Annotated in this window: 21 protein-coding genes; 9 read left to right on the plus strand and 12 right to left on the minus strand. The window is 70.8% G+C overall.

The genetic code is table 11. The features are described from left to right. Window positions 1–1,074 precede the first annotated feature (1,074 nt). The gene (locus tag ABFX55_RS24050; RefSeq protein ID WP_346124493.1) at window positions 1,075–1,719 is read left to right on the plus strand and encodes a DUF47 domain-containing protein; all 645 of its coding nucleotides are present in this window, start codon (window positions 1,075–1,077) and stop codon (window positions 1,717–1,719) included. A 735-nt stretch (window positions 1,720–2,454) separates the two neighbouring features. Here the strand turns inward: ABFX55_RS24050 and ABFX55_RS24055 are convergent. Continuing rightward, window positions 2,455–3,339 carry an LLM class F420-dependent oxidoreductase gene (locus tag ABFX55_RS24055; protein WP_346124494.1) on the minus strand — a complete coding sequence of 295 codons (885 nt, stop codon included), beginning with the start codon at window positions 3,337–3,339 and terminating at the stop codon, window positions 2,455–2,457. Window positions 3,340–3,442: 103 nt separating this feature from the next. Here ABFX55_RS24055 and ABFX55_RS24060 point away from each other — a divergent pair, with 103 nt between their 5' ends. Continuing rightward, window positions 3,443–3,724, plus strand: a complete 282-nt coding sequence (locus tag ABFX55_RS24060; RefSeq protein ID WP_346124495.1) for an ArsR/SmtB family transcription factor — start codon at window positions 3,443–3,445, stop codon at window positions 3,722–3,724. 430 nt (window positions 3,725–4,154) lie between these two features. Continuing rightward, the gene (locus ABFX55_RS24065) at window positions 4,155–4,595 is read left to right on the plus strand and encodes an NUDIX hydrolase (protein ID WP_346124497.1); all 441 of its coding nucleotides are present in this window, start codon (window positions 4,155–4,157) and stop codon (window positions 4,593–4,595) included. Here the strand turns inward: ABFX55_RS24065 and ABFX55_RS24070 are convergent. Further along, the gene (locus ABFX55_RS24070) at window positions 4,579–4,869 is read right to left on the minus strand and encodes a hypothetical protein (protein WP_346124499.1); all 291 of its coding nucleotides are present in this window, start codon (window positions 4,867–4,869) and stop codon (window positions 4,579–4,581) included. The two genes, ABFX55_RS24065 and ABFX55_RS24070, sit on opposite strands and share 17 nt — an antisense overlap. Before the next feature lie 154 nt (window positions 4,870–5,023). Between ABFX55_RS24070 and ABFX55_RS24075 the strand changes: the two genes are divergently transcribed. After that, window positions 5,024–5,842, plus strand: coding sequence for a helix-turn-helix domain-containing protein (locus tag ABFX55_RS24075; RefSeq protein WP_346124501.1), 819 nt, complete (start codon window positions 5,024–5,026; stop codon window positions 5,840–5,842). Next, window positions 5,839–6,075, plus strand: coding sequence for a DUF397 domain-containing protein (locus ABFX55_RS24080; RefSeq protein ID WP_183647630.1), 237 nt, complete (start codon window positions 5,839–5,841; stop codon window positions 6,073–6,075). The genes ABFX55_RS24075 and ABFX55_RS24080 overlap by 4 nt, the downstream gene beginning before the upstream one ends. A gap of 45 nt (window positions 6,076–6,120) precedes the next feature. Here ABFX55_RS24080 and ABFX55_RS24085 read toward each other — a convergent pair whose 3' ends face one another. From ABFX55_RS24085 to ABFX55_RS24105, 5 genes are read right to left on the minus strand one after another with little or no spacing between them, the layout of a single operon-like run. After that, window positions 6,121–6,897 (minus strand): hypothetical protein, encoded by a 777-nt coding sequence (locus ABFX55_RS24085; RefSeq protein ID WP_346124503.1) that lies wholly within the window; start codon window positions 6,895–6,897, stop codon window positions 6,121–6,123. 22 nt (window positions 6,898–6,919) lie between these two features. Next, window positions 6,920–7,732, minus strand: coding sequence for a citrate/2-methylcitrate synthase (locus tag ABFX55_RS24090; protein WP_346124504.1), 813 nt, complete (start codon window positions 7,730–7,732; stop codon window positions 6,920–6,922). Continuing rightward, window positions 7,729–8,481: a CoA-transferase subunit beta gene (locus ABFX55_RS24095; RefSeq protein ID WP_346124506.1), complete on the minus strand. Its 753-nt coding sequence runs from the start codon at window positions 8,479–8,481 to the stop codon at window positions 7,729–7,731. Before ABFX55_RS24095 ends, ABFX55_RS24090 begins: the two co-directional genes overlap by 4 nt. Continuing rightward, window positions 8,478–9,374, minus strand: a complete 897-nt coding sequence (locus ABFX55_RS24100) for a CoA transferase subunit A (protein ID WP_346124508.1) — start codon at window positions 9,372–9,374, stop codon at window positions 8,478–8,480. The genes ABFX55_RS24095 and ABFX55_RS24100 overlap by 4 nt, the downstream gene beginning before the upstream one ends. Then, complete coding sequence (locus ABFX55_RS24105) at window positions 9,359–10,771, minus strand: aldehyde dehydrogenase family protein (RefSeq protein ID WP_346124509.1); 1,413 nt, start codon at window positions 10,769–10,771, stop codon at window positions 9,359–9,361. Before ABFX55_RS24105 ends, ABFX55_RS24100 begins: the two co-directional genes overlap by 16 nt. A gap of 284 nt (window positions 10,772–11,055) precedes the next feature. Here ABFX55_RS24105 and ABFX55_RS24110 point away from each other — a divergent pair, with 284 nt between their 5' ends. The 4 genes from ABFX55_RS24110 (at window position 11,056) to ABFX55_RS24125 (ending at window position 14,850) form a co-directional block, all read left to right on the plus strand. Then, complete coding sequence (locus ABFX55_RS24110; RefSeq protein WP_346124511.1) at window positions 11,056–12,132, plus strand: extracellular solute-binding protein; 1,077 nt, start codon at window positions 11,056–11,058, stop codon at window positions 12,130–12,132. A 128-nt stretch (window positions 12,133–12,260) separates the two neighbouring features. Then, a complete protein-coding gene (locus ABFX55_RS24115; protein WP_346124513.1) occupies window positions 12,261–13,043 on the plus strand; it encodes an ABC transporter permease subunit in 783 nt (260 codons plus the stop codon). Further along, entirely contained in the window at window positions 13,040–13,843 is an 804-nt protein-coding gene (locus ABFX55_RS24120; protein WP_346124514.1) for an ABC transporter permease, read from the plus strand. Before ABFX55_RS24115 ends, ABFX55_RS24120 begins: the two co-directional genes overlap by 4 nt. Continuing rightward, entirely contained in the window at window positions 13,840–14,850 is a 1,011-nt protein-coding gene (locus ABFX55_RS24125) for an ABC transporter ATP-binding protein (protein WP_346124516.1), read from the plus strand. Before ABFX55_RS24120 ends, ABFX55_RS24125 begins: the two co-directional genes overlap by 4 nt. Here ABFX55_RS24125 and ABFX55_RS24130 read toward each other — a convergent pair. The 5 genes from ABFX55_RS24130 to ABFX55_RS24150 all read right to left on the minus strand — a co-directional run bounded on the left by ABFX55_RS24130 (window position 14,838) and on the right by ABFX55_RS24150 (window position 21,909). Continuing rightward, a complete protein-coding gene (locus ABFX55_RS24130) occupies window positions 14,838–15,290 on the minus strand; it encodes a hypothetical protein (protein ID WP_346124518.1) in 453 nt (150 codons plus the stop codon). The genes ABFX55_RS24125 and ABFX55_RS24130 overlap by 13 nt on opposite strands. A 17-nt stretch (window positions 15,291–15,307) precedes the next feature. After that, window positions 15,308–16,792 carry a tetratricopeptide repeat protein gene (locus ABFX55_RS24135; protein WP_346124520.1) on the minus strand — a complete coding sequence of 495 codons (1,485 nt, stop codon included), beginning with the start codon at window positions 16,790–16,792 and terminating at the stop codon, window positions 15,308–15,310. A gap of 320 nt (window positions 16,793–17,112) precedes the next feature. Further along, window positions 17,113–18,378, minus strand: a complete 1,266-nt coding sequence (locus tag ABFX55_RS24140; RefSeq protein WP_346124522.1) for a DMT family transporter — start codon at window positions 18,376–18,378, stop codon at window positions 17,113–17,115. A 190-nt stretch (window positions 18,379–18,568) separates the two neighbouring features. Next, window positions 18,569–20,203, minus strand: a complete 1,635-nt coding sequence (locus ABFX55_RS24145) for an ABC transporter ATP-binding protein (RefSeq protein WP_346124523.1) — start codon at window positions 20,201–20,203, stop codon at window positions 18,569–18,571. After that, the gene (locus ABFX55_RS24150) at window positions 20,200–21,909 is read right to left on the minus strand and encodes an ABC transporter ATP-binding protein (RefSeq protein WP_346124524.1); all 1,710 of its coding nucleotides are present in this window, start codon (window positions 21,907–21,909) and stop codon (window positions 20,200–20,202) included. Before ABFX55_RS24150 ends, ABFX55_RS24145 begins: the two co-directional genes overlap by 4 nt. Window positions 21,910–21,929 lie beyond the last annotated feature (20 nt).

Below are 21,929 nucleotides of genomic sequence, written 5' to 3' on the forward strand. Positions count from 1 at the left end.
ACCGGCCGAACGAGCCACCCGACGCGCTCCTTCTTCATCGAAGGGCTGCTCTTCTCCCTCGCTTGGGTCGCATCACGTTGTGCGGGACGCGGCGGGGTGACGCCTCCCGTGACGCCACGTTGTGTCCCGTCGCGTCGCATCCCATCGCGGCGCGTGGTGGGGTGGCGCCCCGCGTGGCGTCCCGTCACGCCATGGGGCGGGGTGGGCTGGATGGCGGGGCCTCACCTGGGATCTCACCGCGCCCGCCTCGCGTCCCGCCCCCTGCCGTGTCACACCTCGTCTCGGCGCGTCGTGTGGCGTCCCGGCACAGCATGTAGCGAGGCGGGATGGGGTGGAACCTCACGTGGGATCTCGTCGCGTGGCGTCGCGTCGCGTCGCGTCGCGTGGCGTCGCGTCGCGTCGCGTCGCGTCGCGTCGGGCGTGGCGTGGCGTGGCCTCCTGCCCTGTCGCACACCGTCGCGGCGGGTCGCGTGGCGTCCCGTCACAGCATGTCGCGAGGCGGGATGGGTGGAGCCTGGCGCGGAATCTCGTCGTGTCGTGTGGTGGGGGGGGTGCCTCGCGTGGCGTCTCGTCGGGCCGCGGCGCGCCTCGTATCCCACCGCGCCTCGTATCCCACCGCGCCTCGTATCCCACCGCGCCTCGCGTCCCACCGTGTCGCACCCCGTCGCGGCTCACCCCGTCGCGGCGCGTCGTGTGGCGTCCCGTCACGTCGTGGGGTGGGGTGGGGTCTCGCGCGGCTTCTCGTCGCGTGGCGCCGCGTCCCATCCGTCGCGTCGTGGGGTGGGGTGGGCGCCTCGCCTCCCAACCTGTCGCACTCCGTTGTCCCGCCCCGTCGTCTCGCGTCTCGTGTCGCGTCGTCTCGTGTCGCGTCGTCTCGCGTCGTCTCGCGTCGTCTCGCGTCGTCTCGCGTCGTCTCGCGTCGTCTCGCGTCGCGTCATGGCGTCGCGCCCCGTTGTGGCGCTACCGGGTCCGTGTGTCCTCGTGGCGACAGGGGGTGTCGATCACGCGAGGCGTGTGCCTGTGCCGGCCCTGCCGGGTTTGCGTTGATAGGAGGTCGTGAAGGAGGTGGCCGTGGTGAGAGGGTTTCTGAGGCGGGTGAGCCGGATTCGTGACCTGCTGGCGGGCCGCATGGACGGCGCGCTGACCGAGGCCCTCGTGGGTCAGTTGAAGGCGACCAAGGAGGGCGCCTGGCTGGCGATGGCGATGATCGGCGGCGAGGTGGGCAGGACGGGCGCGCATGAGCAGATGCGCTCCATCGAGCATCTCGGCGACACCGAGCGCGCCAGGCTGGTCGAGGAGCTCAAGGGCGCGCTGGTCACACCGATCGACAGGGAGGACCTGTTCCGGCTGTCCCGCTCGATCGACGACGTGCTCGACTCGTTGCGCGACTTCGTCAGGGAGTCGCATCTGTACAGGGTGCCGGAGCAGATCAGGTTCGCTCCGCTGCTGGATCAGGTGATCGTCGGCATCGAGGCGCTGGAGCGCGCGGTGCGCGACCTGGCGTCTCGTCCGTCCGGGGTGGTGCAGGACGCGTTGGAGGCCAAGAAGGCGGGGGGTGCGGTGCGGCGTATGTACCAGTACGAGATCTCCAGGATCTTCTCCGGAGAGCTGACCGCGGAGGCGATGAAGGAGCGGGAGCTCGTTCGCCGCCTCGAGATCGTCGGCATGGCCATCGGTCACGCCGCCGACGCCATCGCCGACGGCGCGATGAAACGCTGAAGCGAACCCGCGAACCCGCGAACCCGCGAACCCGCGAACCCGCGAACCCGCGAACCCGCGAACCCGCGAACCCGCGAACCCGCGAACCCGCGAACCCGCGAACCCGCGAACCCGCGAACCCGCGAACCCGCGAACCCGCGAACCCGCGAACCCGCGAACCCGCGAACCCGCGAACCCGCGAACCCGCGAACCCGCGAACCCGCGAACCCGCGAACCCGCGAACCCGCGAACCCGCGAACCCGCGAACCCGCGAACCCGCGAACCCGCGAACCCGCGAACCCGCGAACCCGCGAACCCGCGAACCCGCGAACCCGCGAACCCGCGAACCCGCGAACCCGCGAACCCGCGAACCCGCGAACCCGCGAACCCGCGAACCCGCGAACCCGCGAACCCGCGAACCCGCGAACCCGCGAACCCGCGAACCCGCGAACCCGCGAACCCGCGAACCCGCGAACCCGCGAACCCGCGAACCCGCGAACCCGCGAACCCGCGAACCCGCGAACCCGCGAACCCGCGAACCCGCGAACCCGCGAACCCGCGAACCCGCGAACCCGCGAACCCGCGAACCCGCGAACCCGCGAACCCGCGAACCCGCGAACCCGCGAACCCGCGAACCCGCGAACCCGCGAACCCGCGAACCCGCGAACCCGCGAACCCGCGAACCCGCGAACCCGCGCCGAGGATGGTCGGGCCGCCTCAGGCGGGTGTCAAGAGGGGGACGAAACTGAGAGCAGGTCAGAGGTCCAGCGCCCGCGCGAGGCGTTCGAGCTGGGACATCCCGTCGGCCAGGTCGGCCCCGCCTGCCGTCAGCGGCTGGATGGCCACCTGGTCGGCGCCAGCGTCGAGGTGGGCGCGCACCCGTGCGACGACCGCCTCCTCGTCGCCCCAGCCCACGATGGCGTCGGCCAGCCGGTCGCTGCCGCCGTCGGCCAGGTCGTCGTCTGTGTAGCCGAGGTGGCGCAGGTTGTTCACGTAGTTGGGCAGTGTGAGGTAGTAGGACATGTGCTCGCGTGCGATCGCACGGGCCTTCGCCGGGTCGCGTTCGAGGACCACCCCCACCTCGGGCACCAGAAGCCGATCGCGCCCGAGGATGTCGCGGGCCATGACGGTGTGCTCGGCGGGGACGAGGTAGGAGTGCGCGCCGTCGGCCCTGTCGCGCGAGAGCTCCAGCATCTTGGGGCGCAGCGCGGCCAGCAGCAGGGGCGCGTCGCCGCCCTTGATGACGCTGTCGGCCGCTTGGTTCATGCCGTCGAGGTAGGCGCGCATGGCGGTGAGCGGCTTGCCGTACTCATGGCCGCGCCAGGAGACGAGCGAGCCGTGGCTGACGCCGATGCCCAGCAGGAACCTGCCGGGGTGGGCCTCACCGAGTGTGGAGCGCCCTGCCGCCATCGCGGTGGCGTCGCGGGCCCAGATGTTGGCGATGCCGGTGCCGATCTTGATCTTGCTGGTCGCCGCGAGCAGCATCGCGGCCGCGGCGAACGGCTCCCTGCTGCCAGGGCCCTCGTTGAGCCACAGGGTGGAGTAGCCGAGCTCGTCCAGCCTGGCGGCGGCTTCGCGCGCGAGGGGCGCGGGCGCCCTGCTGAACGAGGGGTGCCAGACACCGATTCGACCGTTGTCCATCGCTCTCGAGACCCCTCAGGTAGACTGTTTGATCGAGATGGAACACTACAGTAATGTTCGAGCGCCGTCGAACAGAACGCGCGGACTGACCCACGGCTCTCCCATGGAGGCCTCGCTCCAGGCCGCGCTCGAGGCGCTGTCCGACCCGATCAGGCGGCGCATCGTGCGCGAGCTCGCCCAGGTGCCCGACTGGTCACGGCCGTGCGGCACGTTCAACGAGCTGCCCGTGGCCAAGTCCACGCTCAGCCACCACTTCTCGGTGTTGCGCAACGTGGGCCTGCTGGAGCAGCGCGACGAGGGCGCCCGCCGCCTCAACCGGCTGCGCAAGCCGGAGTTCGACGAGCGCTTCCCCGGCCTGCTCGACCTCGTCCTGTCCGAACCCTGACCGACCTCATCCCGTACGGCCCGCCCCGGGGGGCGTCACGCATCCGCACGGCCCCGCCCGGGGGGCGTCACGTTCGCGACGGAGGCGAAGTCCTGCCGGAGTAGCGTGGCGGACGGACGATCACCGGTGACCACGGTGGCCCGTGGGGGGTGCCGGCCGTAACAGAAGGCCGCGCAGAGCGGAAGGCAACGCAGAGCGGAAGGCAACGCAGAGCGGAAGGCAACGCAGAGCGGAAGGCAACGCAGAGCGGAAGGCAACGCAGAGCGGAAGGCAACGCAGAGCGGAAGGCAACGCAGAGCGGAAGGCTGGGCAAGGCAGGAAGCAAGACAGGGCGGTCGAGGCGGGGCAGGAAGCAAGGCAGGGCGGTCGAGGCAAGGCGGAACGCCGGGCAGGGAGAGAAGCTCGGCAGCACCAGGAAAGGGTGGAGTGTGTGAGCGAGGCGCGGCCGGCGGCGCGGGTGGTGTGTCTGGATCGCGACGAGCGGGTGCTGCTGATGCACTGGCGCGACAAGGTCAGCCGTCAGGAGATCTGGGAGCCGCCAGGCGGCGGGCTCGACGCGGGTGAGACTTCGCTGGAGGCGGCCAGACGCGAGCTGACCGAGGAGACCGGCCTGCCGGGTGACGCGGTCCAGGACAGGTGGGTCGCGGTCGATCGGGACTTCACCTGGCTCGGCGTGCACTACGTGAAGGTCGAGCCGTTCTACGTGGCCCGCTTCGACGAGGCGCGTCCCGCGGTGGATCCCGGCGAGCTCACGGAGGAGGAGAGCGAGGCCTTCCTCGGCTACGGCTGGTTCGGCGCCGAGGAGCTTGGCTCGCTGCCGGGCCGTCTCGACCCGCCGGAGCTGCCCGAGGTGATCAGGAAACTGCGCTAGCGACGTAGGCCGCGGCCTCGTCGGCGTCGCGGAAGTCGGCCGTGCGGCCGTCCTCGCGCTCGACGTGGAAGCCGTCCTCGACGCTGATCCGCATCGAGCCCGCCATGAGCACCGGGCCCCGGTGTTCGGGCGGGTCGTACCTGTTCTGGAGGAGGGTCAGGCGCAGATGCCTGACGAGAAGGGCACGGATGCCCGATGCGGCGAGCCGTTCCTGAACCCATTCCAACTGTTCGATCTGCTCTTCTTCCACCCGTTGGGTGTAGACGGCGCCCATTCGCACCTCACGTCCTTAGATCGGCGAGAATTCCCCTGTCGTGACCCCAGCCTGCATTCAAGTGACTACTCTAGGTACGGATTCGGGTCTCACACATGGACTGTGAGAGACCCGGCCGCATTTTGTAGAACCCGTGTAGAACCGGAGCCCCCCGATGCCTGCTGCACGTGAGCTCGATCCCAGCTCCAGTCCGCTGGCCTTCTTCGGAGCGGAGCTGAGGGAGTACCGCACCCGTGCGGGCCTGTCCCAGGAACAGCTGGCCGAGAGGCTGAGCTACTCCCTCTCGCTGGTGTGCGCGATCGAACTGGCCAGGCGCACCCCCTCGCGCGACTTCGCCGAGCGGGCCGACCAGGTGCTCGAGACCGGCGGTTCGCTGGTCCGGCTGTGGCCTCTGGTACGGCAGGCGGCCTACCCCGCCTGGTTCCGCCCGTGGTTGGAGATTGAGCAGACGGCGCGCACACTCCAGACGTGGCAGCCGTTGCTGGTCCCCGGCCTGCTGCAGACCGAGGACTACGCCCGCGAGGTCTTCCGAAGGGAGCCGGCGGCGACGGCGGAGCAGGCGGAGGAGGCGGTGTCGGCTCGCATGACCAGGCAGTCCATCCTGCATCGTCGTGACCCCCCGATGTACTGGGTGGTGCTCGACGAATGGGTGGTCCGCAGGCAGGTCGGCTCGGCCGCGACCATGCGCGGGCAGGTGCGCGCGCTGCTGGAGGCGTCCGAGCTGCCCAACGTCACCGTTCAGGTCGTCCCCGCGGACGCCCAGGCGGTGCCGGGGCTGACCGGCGCCTTCGTCATCGCGAAGGTGCAGGGTGAGCCCGATCTCGTCTATCTGGAATCGGCGGGAGCGGGATATGTCACCGATCGCCCGTCCGACGTCGAATCCATTGTCCGACGATATGACGTGATCAGGTCACTCGCCTTACCGGTTCACTCAAGTCTAAATTTGCTGTCGAAAGTGGAGGAGAGCATATGAACGACCTCACCTGGCACAAGGCGCGTCGTAGTGGTGGCAATGGCGGAGACTGCGTTGAAGTAGCCGTCCTCGACGCGCCCGGGGACACCGCCGCTCACAAGTCCGAGCAGGACAGGCTCTTCGTCCTGCGCGATTCCAAGGACCCTGACGGGCCCAGGCTGTTCTTCACCGAAGCCGAGTGGGAGGCCTTCCGCCTCGGCATGAAGGACGGCGAATTCGACGATCTGGTCTGATCGCCGATCCGGGCGCGCGTTGGCGCGGCGCGCGCCCGGTCTCCGTCAGGCTCCCGTCTCGGCGAGGGCTCTGGTCATCAGGCCGCGCAGCAGTGGTCCTCCGACCCGTTCGTGCTCGGCCTCCACCGGCAGTCCCTCGGCCACCCTCGCGTGGTAGATCTCGCGTTGCCGTTCGTCGGTGTAGAGCTGCGCGGTCATGCCCACGACGACGGTGACCCCGACGCCGCCGCGCGGGATGACCACGACGGCGTGCGTGCGCAGCCAGCTCTCGTCGGCGCCGCCGTACCAGCCGCACTTGATCGCCGCCTCGGGCACCCTGAGCACGTCGCGCACGCCGAAGGCCTGATCTGCCGGCACCTCGCGCATCCAGGAGAGCACGTCGGCGGCCACCGGGTCGCCCGCCAGCGCGGACTGGGAGAGGGCCGCGTAGGCGTCGGCCACCTCGGCGGCGGCCACCTCCACCGAGCCGAACCGCGAGGGGTCGCCGTTGGCGGGGCGCCAGCTGACGCCGCAGCGACGGCGGAGCTCGGCCAGGATCACCCGCGGCCCGACCGCCATCCACAGCGCCCGCGTGTCGCTGTTGGAGGAGGTGATCACGGCGGGTTCGGCGTGGCGGCGCCAGAAGCCCTGGTCGGCGACGTGCGCCGCGGCGGCCCAGCAGTAGAGCGGCTTGAGCAGCGAGGCGCAGCGCAGCCGGTCGAGGCCGTGGACCACGCTGACGGCCCGAGGTGGTGGCCCGCTCGCGCCACGGGTGATGGCGGCGGCCTGTGCGCTGCCTCCTTGACGGAGGTCGCGCAGCGACTCGGCGAAGCTCGTGCCCATCGGCCGATGCTATACCTGCCGATCAGCCGAGGGTTCTGTCTCCAGGGCCGTCGTAGTGGTCGGGCCCCTGCATGGACAGATCGAGCGGCTGCACCATCGGCGAGTTGGACGAGGCGCGCCAGCCCTTCTCGCGGGTCATCTCCTCGATGGAGTGCGCGCACAGCGACAGCGATCTGCACACGATGAACAGCGCCTTCAGCTGCAGCGGCTCGTAGCCCATGTCCAGGCCGATGCAGCCCATCGCGCCGGGGCCGTTGATCCAGATGCGGCGGCCGAAGACGTCCTCGGTGGCGTCCTCCATGGCGCGGGCGATGGCCACGTGCCGTCCGGAGATGCCGTAGGAGTCCGACAGTTCGAGCAGCCGGACGGTGCGCGGGTCGCGGATGTGCTGGGCGTGGTGGAATCCGGGCATCCGCTCGCGGCGCTCCCGCATCTCCGCGACGACCTTGGCCGCCGCCTCTTGGTCGCTCAGGCCGTCCGTGGCTGCCCTCGCGGCGACGGCGAGGAACATCTCGGCGGGCCGGTCGGCGGTGCCGTGCAGGCGGCCGATGCCCGCCACGCCCGCCGCGACGGCCGAGTTGAGCTCGGCGCCTCCGGAGGTGGCGAAGCGCACCGTGGCGGAGGAGGGCGACATGGCGTGCTCGGCCATGTTCACCATGATCGCCTCGGTCATCCTGCCCACCTCGGGTGTGGGCAGCTCGCCCTTGAGCACCAGGTGGAAGTGGTCGCCGAAGGAGATGTTCCCCGTCAGCTCGTTGACGTCGTAACCGCGGATGACGATGCGGTCCCTGTTCTTCCAGGCGATCGCCGTCTCCCAGGCGAAGGGCTTCTTCATCGGCTGATCCTTTCGGGGAAGTACACGCACGCGGGATCGATCTCCTCGCGCAGCAGGCGAAGCTCCTCGGGGTCCGGCGGCAGGACGGTGCCCAGCGGGTCGGCGAAGGCGGGAGTGAACCCCGTGTTCTCCAGTACGGCCTGAGCCGTGGCGCCCGGCATGAGCGCGGTGACGGTGAGGGCGCAGTCCTCGGCCTCCATGACGCAGAGGTCGGTGACGACCTTCACGCGCAGCGGCCCGAGCCCCGCCTTGGCCCGTTCGCCCGGCCCTCCGAGGAAGCCGGGGCTGGTGACGTAGGAGCAGCGGGCGGGGAAGCGCCGCTTCTCGTGGTCGGTCAGGATGACGACCTGCGAGCAGTGGCTGGCGATGTCGTTGGCCCCTCCGCTGCCCGGCAGGCGCTTGCCCGCGATCGTGGTGGAGTTGATGTTGGCGAACTGGTCGACCTCGGCCCCGCCGAGGAAGCCGGTGCGCACGAGTCCCCGCTGCACGAGCCCGCCGAGCGCCTCGAACAGCGAGCCGTGCCTGGAGGCTCCGCGCATGAGCCTGGGGTCGACGACGGAGACCGGCGTGGGCACCACCTGGGGGAACATCACACCCGACTCGATGACCAGCTTGGCTCCCGGGGCGTGGGTCTTCTGCGCGAGGGTGGCGGCCAGGAGGGGAAGCCCGGTGCCGACGATCACCAGGTCGCCGTCGCGGATCTGCCGCGCGCCCTCGACGACCAGCAGTTCCCTGGGCAACGCGGTCACACGAGACTCCTCATCCGCTCGACGAGCGACCCGCGCAGGGCGCCGTCACCGTCTCGGAGGGCTAGGTGGTCGTCGAAGGAGTCGCCGAGGTTCGCGGAGATCCACTCCCGCAGCTCGCCGTCGCCCGACCTGCCCAGCGCCTGGTACTCCTTGATCTCCGACTCGGCGAAGTCGTAGGCGCGGTAGACCGAGGTGGGGAAGGCCCCGAAGGGCTGCTCGACGACGGCCGTCACGTACGCCTCGGGGATCGTCACCCGCTCGGGCCTGTCGGCGAAGGCACCCGCGGGCAGGACCTCCTCGGCGGAGACGATGGTCACCTTCGCGGCGCGCACCATGTCCACTTCATGCGACGTAACCCCGTCGATCACGATATTTCCGGAAGTGTCGGCTCGGTTGGCGTGGATGAGTGCGACGTCCGGCGCCAGCGCCCTGACCAGCACGACAGGCCGCCCTTCGAAGGGATCGACCGACTCCACCGCGACGCCGTCCTGCACCATGTCCGCCAGCAGGTCCGTGCCCAGCAGGCTCCTGGTCGGCAGGTACGGCAGGCCGAGCGCCGCCGCCGCGAACCGCGACGCCATGGCCAGGTGGCTGTGGTCCCCCACGGTGAGCGAGCCCCGCTCCACCGCCCGCCGCCAGGCGAACAGCGTGCCGTACCGCTCGAGGTTGCCGGTGCCCTGTTCGGTCCTGACCACGAGCCCCGCGGCGACCAGCATGTCGAGCGGCAGGGAGAGGTTGCAGCCGACCACGGTCAGCCCGCCGACCGACTGCCTGATCACCTCGTGGACCAGGGCCATCGGGCAGCGGTTGATGTTCTGCCCGCCCATGCCGACCACCACGCCGGGGGTGACATACCGCCCGACCGCCTCCGAGGCGGTCAGTAGCTTATGCACGCCGACCGCCACTCGGTGTAGAAGTCCCAGACCTGCGGCGAGCACTCGGGCGGGCCGAACTGCGACAGCTTGGCGCCCATGTGCGGAAGGTGCGCATACGCTCCCACGCCCGGCCTGTTGACGTGCAGCATCCCGGCCTCGAAGCGCTCCAGCGCCTCGAAGATGGTCGAGGGGTCCTGGGTGAAGATCGTGCCGCTCATGCCGTACTTCACCGAGTTGGAGATGCGCATCGCGTCGTCGAACCCGTCGCAGTCGACCACCGACAGGACCGGACCGAAGATCTCCTCCTGGGCGATCTCGCTGTCCCACGGCACGTCACGCAGCACGGTCGGCTGGACGTACCAGCCGTTGCCGGGAGCGCGCCCTCCGCCTGCCGCGACCTTCGCGCCCGCCTCCTGGGCGGTCCTGATCGCGTCGAGGCACGCCTGCATCCTGGCCTCGCTCACCACCGGTCCTAGCTCCTCCAGAGCGGAGACCTCCTCGACCAGGCGGGAGAGGAACTCCTCCTTGACCGCGACGTCCACGACCACCCTGGAGGTGGCGCTGCAGCGCTGGCCCGACTGGCCGAACGCGCCGAAGACCGTGGCCTTGACGGCCTTGTCGAGGTCGGCGTCCTTGAGCACGAGCACGGCGTTCTTCCCACCGAGCTCCAGCTGCGTGCGCAGCAGCCTGGAGGCGCCTGCCTGGTGGATGGCCAGGCCCACGGGCAGCGAGCCGGTGAAGCTGATGCCCGCCACGCCCGGGTGGGCCACCAGCGCCTCGCCGGCGGCGATGTCGCCCTGCACCAGGTTCAGCACGCCCGCGGGCACGCCCGCGTCGGCGAAGACCTCGGTCAGCAGCGCGGCCGTCAGCGGCGTGAACGGCGACGGCTTGAGCACCGCCGCGCAGCCGGCCAGCAGCGCGGGCGCGACCTTCCACATCGGGATGGCCAGCGGGAAGTTCCACGGCGTGACCAGGCCGACGACGCCGATCGGCGAGCGGAAGGTGTAGGAGAAGGTGCGCGGCTCCTCGGCGGGCAATGTCTCGCCCTTGAGCCTGCGTCCCTCTCCCGCGGTGAAGTCGAGGATGGCCAGCGCGCGCTTGACCTCGCCGCGCGCCTCCTTCGGCAGCTTGCCCTGCTCGCGGGTGATGGCCTGGGCGAAGTCCTCGGCGCGCTCCTCCAGCAGCCGCTCGGCCGCGCGCAGGTACTCGGCCCGCTTGATCGGCCCGAGCGCCTTCCACGCCGGCATGGCCGCTGTGGCGGCCTCGACCGCCAGCTCCACGTCCGCCCCGCCGGACTCGGCGAAGTCCCCGAGGTGGTCGGAGAGGTCGCCGGGGTTGAGGTTGGGCCGGGTCTGCCCGCTCTCGGGGGCACGCCACTCGCCTCCGATGTGATTGAGCAGGTATCGACTCCCCATCGGGTTCCTTTCCAGTCTGCTTCTCGTACGGCACAGCCTCACGGCCCCACCGCGATCCGGACAAGGGGGATAACCCCGATGCCACCGATAGGCAGGCGTTATACGGCTCTCCCTATGGCCGCGATAGACAAATCGCGCATTGGCCACGCCGTACCACTGCACTAGACATTCCAGAAAAGCCCTGCCTGAAGGAGTTCACGCCGAATTCACTTGGCGGCCCGTGCGGATATACCCGACAAAGGCCATCATTCGGTGCGAAATAGGCTTAGAAGGGTAGACAGGTGATGAAACTCCGTATTGCATTGCTCGCGGCCGCCTCAGCGGTGGCGATGACCGCGTGCGGCGCCACCGGCTCCAGCTACGACTGGCAGGCGGCCCCGGACTCCAGCAAGATCGCCGAGCAGGGCAAGGACCTGCCGACCTATGGGCTGGCCCCCGACTGGGCCAACTACGGCGAGGTGGTCAAGGCCTTCTGCGCCAAGCACAACGGGACCTGCGCCCACAAGGACACCGACATGTCCTCCTCCGAGGAGATCGTCAAGTTCGACGCAGAGAAGGACAACCCGGTCGGCACGGCCAGCGACATCGGCCTGATGTGGGGCCCGATCGCCGAGGCCAAGGGCGTCGTGCCCGAGTACCTGCCGCCGGCGGCGAGCAGGCTCAAGGCCTGGCAGAAGGGCAAGGGAGGCTGGGTGGCGACGTTCGTCGGCGCGCCCGCCTTCGTCGTCAACGTCGACAAGGTGCCCAACCCGCCGAAGAGCTGGGCCGACCTGCTGAAGCCCGAGTACAAGGGCCAGGTCGCCATCAAGAACCCGACCTCCTCCGGCACCGGGCAGGCGATGGTGGTGGCCGCGGCGATCGCCAACGGCGGCTCCGTGGACGACCTCGCCCCCGCCTACGCCTACTTCAAGAAGCTCACCGACGCGGGCAACATCAGCGCCGTCAAGATGAGCGAGGAGACGCTGGAGAAGGGCGAGGCCCCCATCCAGATCAACTACGACTTCAACGGCCTGGCCCAGAAGGCGGCGCTGAAGGCGAAGAACGTCAACGTCGAGGTGATCGTGCCGAGCGACGGCTCTGTCTGGTCGCCGTCCGGCCTCATGATCAACAAGTACAACAGCGCCAAGGGGGACTTCCTCAAGGGCTTCATCGACTACGTGTTGTCCGACGAGGCGCAGATCATGTTCGCCAAGTTCGGCGCCAGGCCGATCAGGGCGCTCAACGGCGACCTGCGACTGCCCGAGGAGGCGAAGGCCAACTGGCTGCCCGAGTCGGCCTACGCTCCCGTCAAGGAGATCGAGATCACCAGGGTGAACCCCGAGACGATCGTCGCCGACTGGGAGTCGAAGGTTCTCGCGTGAGCCTGGGACAAGAAACGTCCGCCTCGGTGGTAACCCTGCCCGCCTCAGGTGGAGAATCCTCCTCCGGCCGGAGCGGTGGAAGATTCTCCACCCGGAGATTTCTCCCGCAGTGGGGTCCGGCGCTGCCGTTGCTGCTCTTCACCTTCGCGCTGCTGGTGCTGCCCGCGCTCCGCCTGGTGCACGACACCTTCGCGCTGCGCGGCGGCGGCTACGGACTGGCCAACATCGTCAAGGTCATCGAGAACCCGGTAGACCTGCGGGCCATCGGCGGTTCGCTGGCGCTCGGCTTCGTGCAGGCGACGCTGGCCACCGCGATCGGCGCTCCCGCGGCTTGGCTGATCACCAGGATGCGGCTGGGCGGCAAGGCCTTCTGGCTCTCGCTCATGAACGTGGCATCCAACTTCGCCGGCATCGGCCTGGCCTTCGGCTTCGTGGCGCTGATCGGGGCGACGGGCATGCTCACGCTGCTGCTCGGCGTCTCCTTCCCCTCGGTGGGCTCCTTCAGCGGGATGAACATCGTCTACCTCTACTTCAACGTCCCGATGTTCGTGCTGCTCACGCTGCCGGCGCTGAGCGTGCTGAAGGACGACTGGCAGGAGGCCGCCGAAGTCTGCCGCGCGACGCGGCTGCAGTTCTGGCGCCACGTCGGCATCCCGGTGCTCTCGCCGTTCGTCGTGGCGGGGTGGCTGCTCGTCTTCACCTGGACGATCGGCGTCTACGCGGTCGCCTACGCCCTGGCCTCCTCCCCCGGCGCGCAGAAGCTGATCACGCTGCAGATCGGCACCACGCTGGAGTCGTCGGTCTTCGGCTTCGAACGGGCGGCGGTGCTGTCGGTGCTGCTCATGCTGCTGGCCGTCGGAGCCACCGCGCTGTACCGGCTCTCACTCAGGCGCGCCGCGAGGTGGCTGTGACCAGACGGATCTTCCTCACGCTGCTGGGCGCCTACTTCGCGCTGCCGCTGCTGGCCGCGCTGCTGTACTCGCTCGCCACCAGGTGGACCGACACTCCCCTGCCCGACGGCTACACCCTGGAGCACTGGGCCAAACTCTTCACCGAGCCCGAGGTCGTCGGGGCGCTGGGCAGGTCGCTGCTGCTGTCGGCGGTCGTCGTGGCCGTCGACATCGTGCTGGTGGTGCCTGCGGCGTACTGGTCGGTGGTGCACAACCCGCGCATCGGCTCGCTCATCCAGACGATCGCGGTCATCCCCTTCGCCGTCCCGTGGGTGGTGGTCGGCGCCGGCATCCAGCTCGTGACGGCCTCCTTCGCCCCGCAGCTGTTCCACACCTTCTGGCTGCTGGCCGCGGCGACCGCGGCGATCTCCTTCCCCTTCATGTACTGGGCGGTGGAGAGCGCGCTGCTGGCGGCGGGCGCCGTCCAGCTCAGCGAGGCGGCGGCCACCTGCGGCGCCAACCCCGCGCAGACGCTCACCAGGGTCGTCCTGCCCGCCATCAAGGGCGGCGTGGTCTCGGGAGCGCTGCTGGTCGTGGCCACGGCGATGAACGAGTTCGCACTGGCCAAGATCCTGGTCGGGGTGAGCTACGAGACGCTGCCGCTGTGGTCGGCCCGCCAGTTCGTCTCCCGCACGCTGAGCGACCCCAACGCGCTCGCCGTCGTCACCGTCTTCACCTTCGGCTTCCTGTTCGCGCTGTCGGCCCTGGTCGTACGGCTGGGCAGGGGCCGTGTCACCACCATCGGAAGGACCCTTCGTTGAGCCACGTCGTCCTCGAAGGCATCACCAAGCGCTACGCGGGCCACACCGCACTCAACGGCGTGAACGTCAGCGTCGAGCAGGGCGAGCTGCTGGCCCTGCTCGGCCCGTCGGGCTGCGGCAAGACCACGCTCCTGCGCTGCGTGGCGGGGCTGACGACGTTCGACGGGGGACGGCTGCGCATCGGCGGCGCGGACATGACCGGCGTGCCCGCCCGCAAGCGCCCGATCGGGATGGTCTTCCAGTCCTACGCGCTGTTCCCCAACCTCACCGTGCGCGGCAACATCGCCTTCCCGCTGACCGTGCGCAAGGAGAAGAACGTCCAGGAGCGGGTGGAGGAGATGCTGGAGCTGGTCGGCCTCACCGAGCAGGGCGACCGGCTGCCCAACCAGCTGTCGGGCGGGCAGCAGCAGCGCGTCGCGCTGGCCCGCGCGCTCTCGCCGCGCCCCGAGGTGCTCCTGCTGGACGAGCCGCTGTCGGCGCTGGACGCCCAGGTGCGGCACCGGCTGCGCGACGAGGTCAGGCGCATCCAGCACCAGGTGGGGATCACCACCATCTTCGTCACCCACGACCAGGCCGAGGCACTGGCGATCTCCGACAGGGTGGCGGTGATGAACCACGGCGACATCGAGCAGTGCGCGCCGCCCGCCGAGATCTACAGCTCGCCCTCCACCAGGTTCGCCGCGGGCTTCGTCGGCAACAGGAACGCGCTGGAGCTGACCGCCGTGGGCGGGCGGGTGCTCGGCGTCCCCGCGCCTTCGGAGCGGGTGCTGTGCATGTTCCGCCCTGAGGACGTCTCCCTGTCGGCGGAGGGCACGAGGGCGACGGTCGACGTGAGCGTCTTCCTCGGCGCCACCACGCGCCTGTACCTGCGGGCCGAGATCCACGGGCAGCCGGTGACCGTCTTCGCCGACCTGCCCTCGCGGGCGGCGGCCTCACTCGCTCCCGGTTCCGAGGTCCGCTTCACGGTCGACCCCGACCACGTGCAGGTCTTCCCTCAGAACCCGTAGCGCGACCACACCAGCGCGATGCCCGCCACGGGCAACGCCAGGACGACGAGCCAGCCGAGCACCCGCCAGCGCGCGGCCAGCCCCGGCGCCGACAGCACGGCGCCGACCGTGCCCGCCACGGTGAACGCCAGGCCCGCGCGCACGACCTCCATCACCTGGGAGGGCGAGGCGGGCACCGCCTCGCCGAACCCTCTGATCGCCAGCAGCACGGCCGCCGCCGCCAGGGCCACGCGGCGGGCGGCGCCGACCTCGACCCGCCTGAGCAGGGGCACGGCCGCGGCCAGCGTCACCACCGTCACCACCAGGTAGGCGCCGAGCGTGGGGTAGAGGCAGGGCCAGTCGCCGCAGCGGGCCGCCGTCCTGGTGGCGTTGATCGCCACCCACCACAGCGCTCCCAGGCTCGCGTAGATGGCCGCCACCCGCCCGATCGTCGCCCACATACCGCCATTGTGCGCGATCACCGCCTGCCGAGCGCCGCAAGAACCACCGCCCTGTTGGCGAGGAGGTCGGGCTGGGGGTCCAGCTCGACGGCTCGGGTGAGATCGTCGAGCGCGGGCTCGAGCTGCCCGAGCTCGTAGCGCAACGCTCCCCTGTTCGCCCACGCCGCCGCCAGTGCGGGGGCCGCGGCGATGGCCGCATCCAGCGCCCTCGCCGCCTCCTCCGGACGTCCGGCCGCGGTCTCCAGCTGTCCGAGCACCGTGAGCAGATGCGGGTTGCCGGGGGCGAGGGCCAGCCCCGCGCGCACGTCCTCGAACGCCTCGCCGTCCCTCTCCATGCCGGCCAGCAGGCCCGCCCTGTTGATGTAGGCGTCGAGGAAGGCGGGGTCGAGCTCCAGCACGTACGCGAGGTCGGCAAGCGCGGTCTCCTGCTCCCCCAGCGCGATCCGCACCTCGGCCCTGTTGTAGTACGCCTCGGGCAGCGGCGGGCTCATCGCGATCGCGCTCTGGTAGTCGGCCAGCGCCTCCTCGTTCCTTCCCAGCGAGAACCAGAGGTTGCCGCGGTCGAGGTAGTGGTCGGGGAAGGCGGGGTCGATCGCGATCGCCGCGGAGTAGTCCTCGAGCGCCTCCTTGGTGTGGCCCAGCGCGACCAGCAACTGCGCCCTGTTGGCCAGCAGCACCATGCGATGGACGGGATGGCGGTCGGGCAGCTCGCGGGCGGCCAGGTCGATGGCCGACTCCACCAGGGCGAGAGCGGCCTCCTTGCGACCTTCGCGCAGCTCGATCAGGGCCAGGCCGTTGCGGTCGAAGCCCAGCTTGAAGGCGCGGTCGGGCACCAGGGTGGAGATGGCGATGGCCTGGTTGGCCCAGCCCCTCGCTCTGCCGAGGTCGCGCTGGGCGGGGTCGGGGTGGCGGGCGTCGAGCATCGCGGTGCCGTAGGCGGCCGCGGCGTGCATGGCGGGATCCTGACTGGCCCTGCGCACCTGCTCCCACAACGCTCTGGCCTCGTCATGGCGGCCGAGGCCACCGAGGGCGGTCGCCGTGCGCTGCGCGAAGCGCCACCACGCCTGGCCGCCCTGCTCCGTCGCCGCCAGCCCCCGGCGGCCCAGCTCGGCCACCGCGTGCAGGAAGCCCTCGCGGACGCAGTGGTCGACCAGCTCCCACAGCTGCCCCACCGTCCTGTCGTCCTCCGGCGGCCTGGGGCCATCGGCGTAGACCTCGATGCGCAGGTGCGAAGCGGGGATCCTGCGCGTCATGACCTCGAGCAGCTCGGCGTCGGTCGGGTCGGCCTCGTCGGCGTTGTGGACGACGAGCACGGCTCCAGGAGGAGCCACCGCGGCGACGAACTCCGCCAGCCCGTTGGCCAGCCGCAGCGTGCGGCGGGGTGCGGGGACGAGGATGCGCTCCTCGTCGGGCAGCCCCTCGTCGATCGTGACCCGCCTGGCGGGCACCCGCCCACGCAGGGCCGGCGCCGCCGCCCTGATCTCGATGTCGTACGCGGACACGAGATCAGGGGAACGTTCCAATGCGTCAGGAACCAGCCGGGCCAGCAACGCCGCCGCCACGGTGTAGGGACCGCGAGGGCGCCGATGCGCGTCTATCGGCGACATCAGCAGCGGAGTGGACGCCGGGTTCTCCTGGTACGCACCTTGGAGCCGCCGGTGCTGGGTCACCCCTTGTGGATGACGGAGGCGGTCCCTGTGAGCCGGGCGGTGCCGGGCTTGCGGACGACGATCCTCTTCATGCGTCCTTCTCCTTGCCTAGGTAAAGACACACTTAGTTGAGATGTCGACAAAGTTCAAGGCCTATGTGAAAGGGGTCTGGATCACCGCATCACACCGATATCTGGGGCCTCTTGAGGCTCACGCTCTCGCACAGGTTCGGGCCGCAACGCGCACAGGCAGCGCCCGCTGAGCGGGAAGGTGAGGCAGCCGTCCTGGCTCGCCGGCTCCTGCCTGGCCTTGACGATCTCGGTGGCGTGCTCGATGAGCCGCTCGATGCCCGGCTCGCCGCCGCCCTTGCTGGCCAGCGAGCACCAGGGCTCCACGTCGGGGTCGCGCTCGGCCGCCCTGATCCAGCACTCCCTGACCTGAGCGAGGTCGAAGGGGATCGGCGGGCGCACGGGAGCGGGCTCGGGAGCGCGCAGCGAGGCCAGCACCTCGGCCGCCCGCTTGGCAGCCCTGCGCAGCCCCTCGTCGGCCTCTGGCGCCTGGTGCACCCTGGCGGGAGGATCGCCGACCACCACGGCCGCGCCCTTCGACGGGACGGCCAGCAGCATCGCCGCCGCCATGAAGGGCCCGCCCACCAGCACGCTGGCCGCCACAGGCTCGTCGCACAGCAGCGCGATGAGCGCCACCCACAGCGGCTGGGACGCCAGCAGCACCGCGCTGGGCACCGCCTGCAGGTGCCGCTGGCCGAAGGAGCGGGCCAGGAAGCCCAGGGCGCAGGAGACGATCGCCAGGTGCGCGAGCTTGAGCCAGCCGTACGGTCCCGGCGGCGCCTCGAGCCCGTCGGGCACCGCCATCACCCCCGTGAGCAGCCCGATCGTCAGCAGCTGGATGACGGTGATGGCGTAGGCGTTGTAGTTGGCCCTGGAGAGGTTGCCCAGCACGAGCGTGTGACAGGCGTACAGCGCGGCCGCGCACAGCGTCAGGCCGAGCGCCACGGGGGCGAACCTCACCCCGTCGCCCTTCATCAGCGCGAAGATCGCCACGCCGCAGAGCGCCAGCGCCACGCCGAACCAGATGCGCTTGGGCACCCTGACGCGGAACAGGATCAGCGCCAGCACCGGAGTCATGACCACGTTGCAGCCGACGGCGAAGCCCGACACGGCCGAGGAGAGGTCGTCGAGGGCGAAGGCCTGCATGGTCTGGCCGACCCCGAACATGACGCCCAGGACGATGCCCCGCGACCAGGTGCCCCTCGCGAGGCCGCGCAGACTCCTGGGCCTGATGAGGAAGAGGACCACGGCCGCGATGGTGTAGCGCTCGGCCAGCAGGTCGGTCACCGACATGCTCAACGGCTCGTCGATGAGACTCTTCATCAGCGGGAAGGCCGACCCCCAAGCGGCGCTGACGAACAACAGAAGCACGGCTCCCAGGAGGGGTCGGGGAGCGGGCACCACTGCCATGCACCGCAGCATCTCACTAGGTCGCGCGCCTCCTCACGCGCTTGGAGCGACCGGAGGGGCTGCACTTACACGCAGGGGGAAGGGCATCACTCGCGGGCCCGCCAATACTCCCCCGAGCAATAACGGCAATCCGCCCATTAACCTCAGACCCTCACGCATCACCCACCCCGATTCGAGGATTCCTGTCGTCCCGTTCAGGGGCCGCCATGGAGATGACCACGTCGGCGCCGCTGATCGCGGACGGCCTGTGAGCGATCACGAAACAGGTGCGGCCCTCGCTGAGCTGTCTCATGGCCCTGAGCACCCGCGCCTCGGTCCTGGTGTCGACCGAGCTGGTCGCCTCGTCCAGCACCAGGACGGCGGGGTCGGCCAGGAACGCCCTGGCGATGGCGATGAGCTGGCGCTCGCCCGCGCTGAGCCCTCCGCCGTCCTCGCCGATCACGGTGTCGAGCGGCCTGTCCACGCAGGCCAGGCGGGCGGCCCTGGCGACCTGCTCCTCGGTGGGGCGGGTCGCGCCGTAGGCGATGTTGTCGGCGATCGTGCCGTCGAACAGCCACGTGTCCTGCGGCACCATGCCGACCACCGAGCGCAGGTCGGCCCTGGTCATGGCGGTCAGGTCGACGCCGTCGACGGTGATGCGGCCCCCCGTGACCTCGTGGAAGCGCATCAGCAGGTTGACCAGCGTGGTCTTGCCCGCTCCCGTCGGGCCGACGACGGCCGCCCGCTGACCCGGCCGGATCTCCAGCGACAGGTGCTCGATCACCGGTGGGCCCGTGGCGTAGCCGAAGCTCACGTCGTGGAAGGCGACATGGCCGCGCGCCGCCGGCCGTACCGGGTGGAGCGGGTCCGGCGTCTCCTCGGGGACGGCCAGCAGCTCCGCGACGCGCTCGGAGGAGGCGATTCCCGCCTGCACCAGCGCCGACAGGCTCCCCACGTTGGAGAGCGGGCCGCTGAAGGTGCGGGCGTACTGCACGAACGCCTGCACCTCCCCGATCGTCAGCGCGCCCGAGGCCACCCGCAGCCCGCCCGCCACGGCGACGACCACGTAGCCGAGGTTCGCGACGAACATCAGCGCGGGCTGGATCAGCCCGCTGACGAACTGGGCGCGCGAACCGGCCTCGAACAGCTCCTGGTTGCGCCGGTGGAAGACGGCCGCGGACTCGGCCTGACGGCCGAAGGCCCGCACGAGGGCGTGCCCGGTGTACATCTCCTCCACATGCGCGCTGAGCTCGCCCGTGACCCTCCCCTGCCGGGTGAAGTGCGGCCTCGCGCGCCTGCCGACGGCCGCGGACACGGCCACCGACACCGGTACGGTGACCACCGCGACGAGCGCCAGCAGCGGCGAGATGCCGACCATCATCGCCAGCGTGCCCGCCACGATGAGCGCGGAGTTGACGATCTGGCTGACCGACTGCTGCAGCGTCAGCGTGATGGCCTCGATGTCGTTGGTGGCCCTGCTGAGCAGCTCGCCGCGCGGCCTGCCGTCCACGTAGGCCATGGGGAGCCTGGCCAGCTTCGCCTCGACGTCCCGGCGCAGCCGCAGCGCCGCGCGCTGCACGACGAGGGTGGTCAGCCTGCCCTGCGCCATCCAGAACAGCCCCGACACGACATAGACCGCCAGCGTCACGCCCAGCGCGGGCGCCAGCCGCTCCAGCCGGCCCGCCACGACCAGGTCGGTGGCCGCGCCGAGCAGCCTCGGCCCCGCCACGACCAGCGCGACGCTGACGAGGCCGCACAGGGCGGAGGCCGCCAGCAACGGCCACTGCGCCACGAGCAGGCCTCTCACACCGTCTCCTGGGACAGCGCGATCTCCTGGTACGTGGGGCAGGTGCGCAGCAGTTCGGCGTGCGTGCCCGTGCCCACCACCAGGCCCGCCTCCATGACCACGACGCGGTCGGCGTCGCGGACCGCGTCGACCCGCTGGGCCACGATCACCACCGTCGCGCCCTCGGTCTCGACGGCGAGCGCGGCCCCCAGCGCGTCCGCCGTGTCCCTGTCCAGCGCGGAGAAGGGATCGTCGAACAGGTAGATCTCGGGCCGCCGCACCAGCGCCCTGGCGATCGACAGCCGCTGACGCTGACCGCCCGACAGGTTGGTGCCGCCCTGGCTCACCCGCTGGCCGAGGCTCCTGACGAAGTCGAGGGACTGGCTCACCTCCAGCGCCCGCCACAGCTCCTCGTCGGACGCCTGCGGCCTGCCGTACCTGAGGGTGTCGGCGACCGTGCCGGAGAACAGGTAGGGGCGCTGCGGCACCAGCCCGATCGCCGCCGTCAGCAGAGCGGGGTCGAGCTCGCGCACGTCCACGCCGCCGACCAGCACCTGGCCCTCCGAGACGTCGAACAGCCTGGGCACCAGCCCGAGCAGAGTCGACTTGCCGCTGCCGATGGAGCCGATCACCGCGGTGGTCCCCCCCGGCCTCGCCACCAGGTCGGCCCCGCGCAGCGCGAGCGTCGTCGCGCCCGGGTAGGCGAAGGTGGCCGCGCGCACCTCCACCTGCCCCCTGCGGCTCATCGTCCGCACGGGGCCCGCGGGCGGGGCCGGCTCCGGGTCGGCGCCGAGCACCTCCTGGATCCGCTCGGCGCAGACCTCGGCGCGCGGCATCGTCATGAGGACGAACGTCGCCGACATGACGGCGGCGACGATCTGGGTCAGGTAGGTGAGAAAGGCGATCAGCTCGCCGGCGCCCATCGCGCCGCCGCTCACCCTGGAGGCGCCGAGCCACACCACCGCCACGCTGAAGACGTTCACCACGGTGGTGCCCAGCGGGAGCATCAGCGTCTGCAGCCTGCCCGCCCGCACCGCGACCTCGGCCAGGTCGTGACTGGCGGCGGCGAATCGCCGCCTCTCGTGCTCGTCCTTCCCGAAGGCCCTGATGACGCGGAGGCCGGTGATCTGCTCGCGCAGGATTCTGTTGACGGCGTCGACCCGCCGCTGCATCCGCCTGAACAGCGGACGCATCCTGCGGACGACGACGGCGAGCGCGCCTGCCAGCACGGGGGTCATCACCAGCAGCGCGCCCGACAGCGGGACGTCCTGCCCGAGCGCGAGCGCCACCGCGCCGACGCACATGACGGGCACGGAGACGAGCACCGTGCAGGCCGCCAGCACGAACTGCTGGACCTGCTGGACGTCGCCGGTGGTGCGGGTGATGAGCGACGCCGTGCCGAAGTGGGCGAGCTGCCTGCCCGACATGCCCTGCACCCTGGTGAAGACCGCGGCCCTGAGGTCCCTGCCGAGCCTCGCCGCGACGCGGACGCCGAGATGGATCGCCGCTCCCGCGCACACCACCTGCGCCAGCGTGACCGCCACCATGACCCCTCCCAGGGTCAGGACGCGCCGGGTGTCGCCCTTGAGCACGCCGTCGTCGATGAGGGCGGCGTTGAGAGCCGGGAGGCAGAGCAGGGCGAGCGTCTGCGCGCCCTGCAGCAGGACGAGGGTGATGACGGCCGTGCGGGACGAGGTCAGACGCGTGCGCAGCAGTCGGATCAGCACACCAGCCGACGCTATAGCGG

It is taken from the genome of Nonomuraea roseola (assembly GCF_039535395.1).
GTDB classification, from domain to species: domain Bacteria; phylum Actinomycetota; class Actinomycetes; order Streptosporangiales; family Streptosporangiaceae; genus Nonomuraea; species Nonomuraea roseola.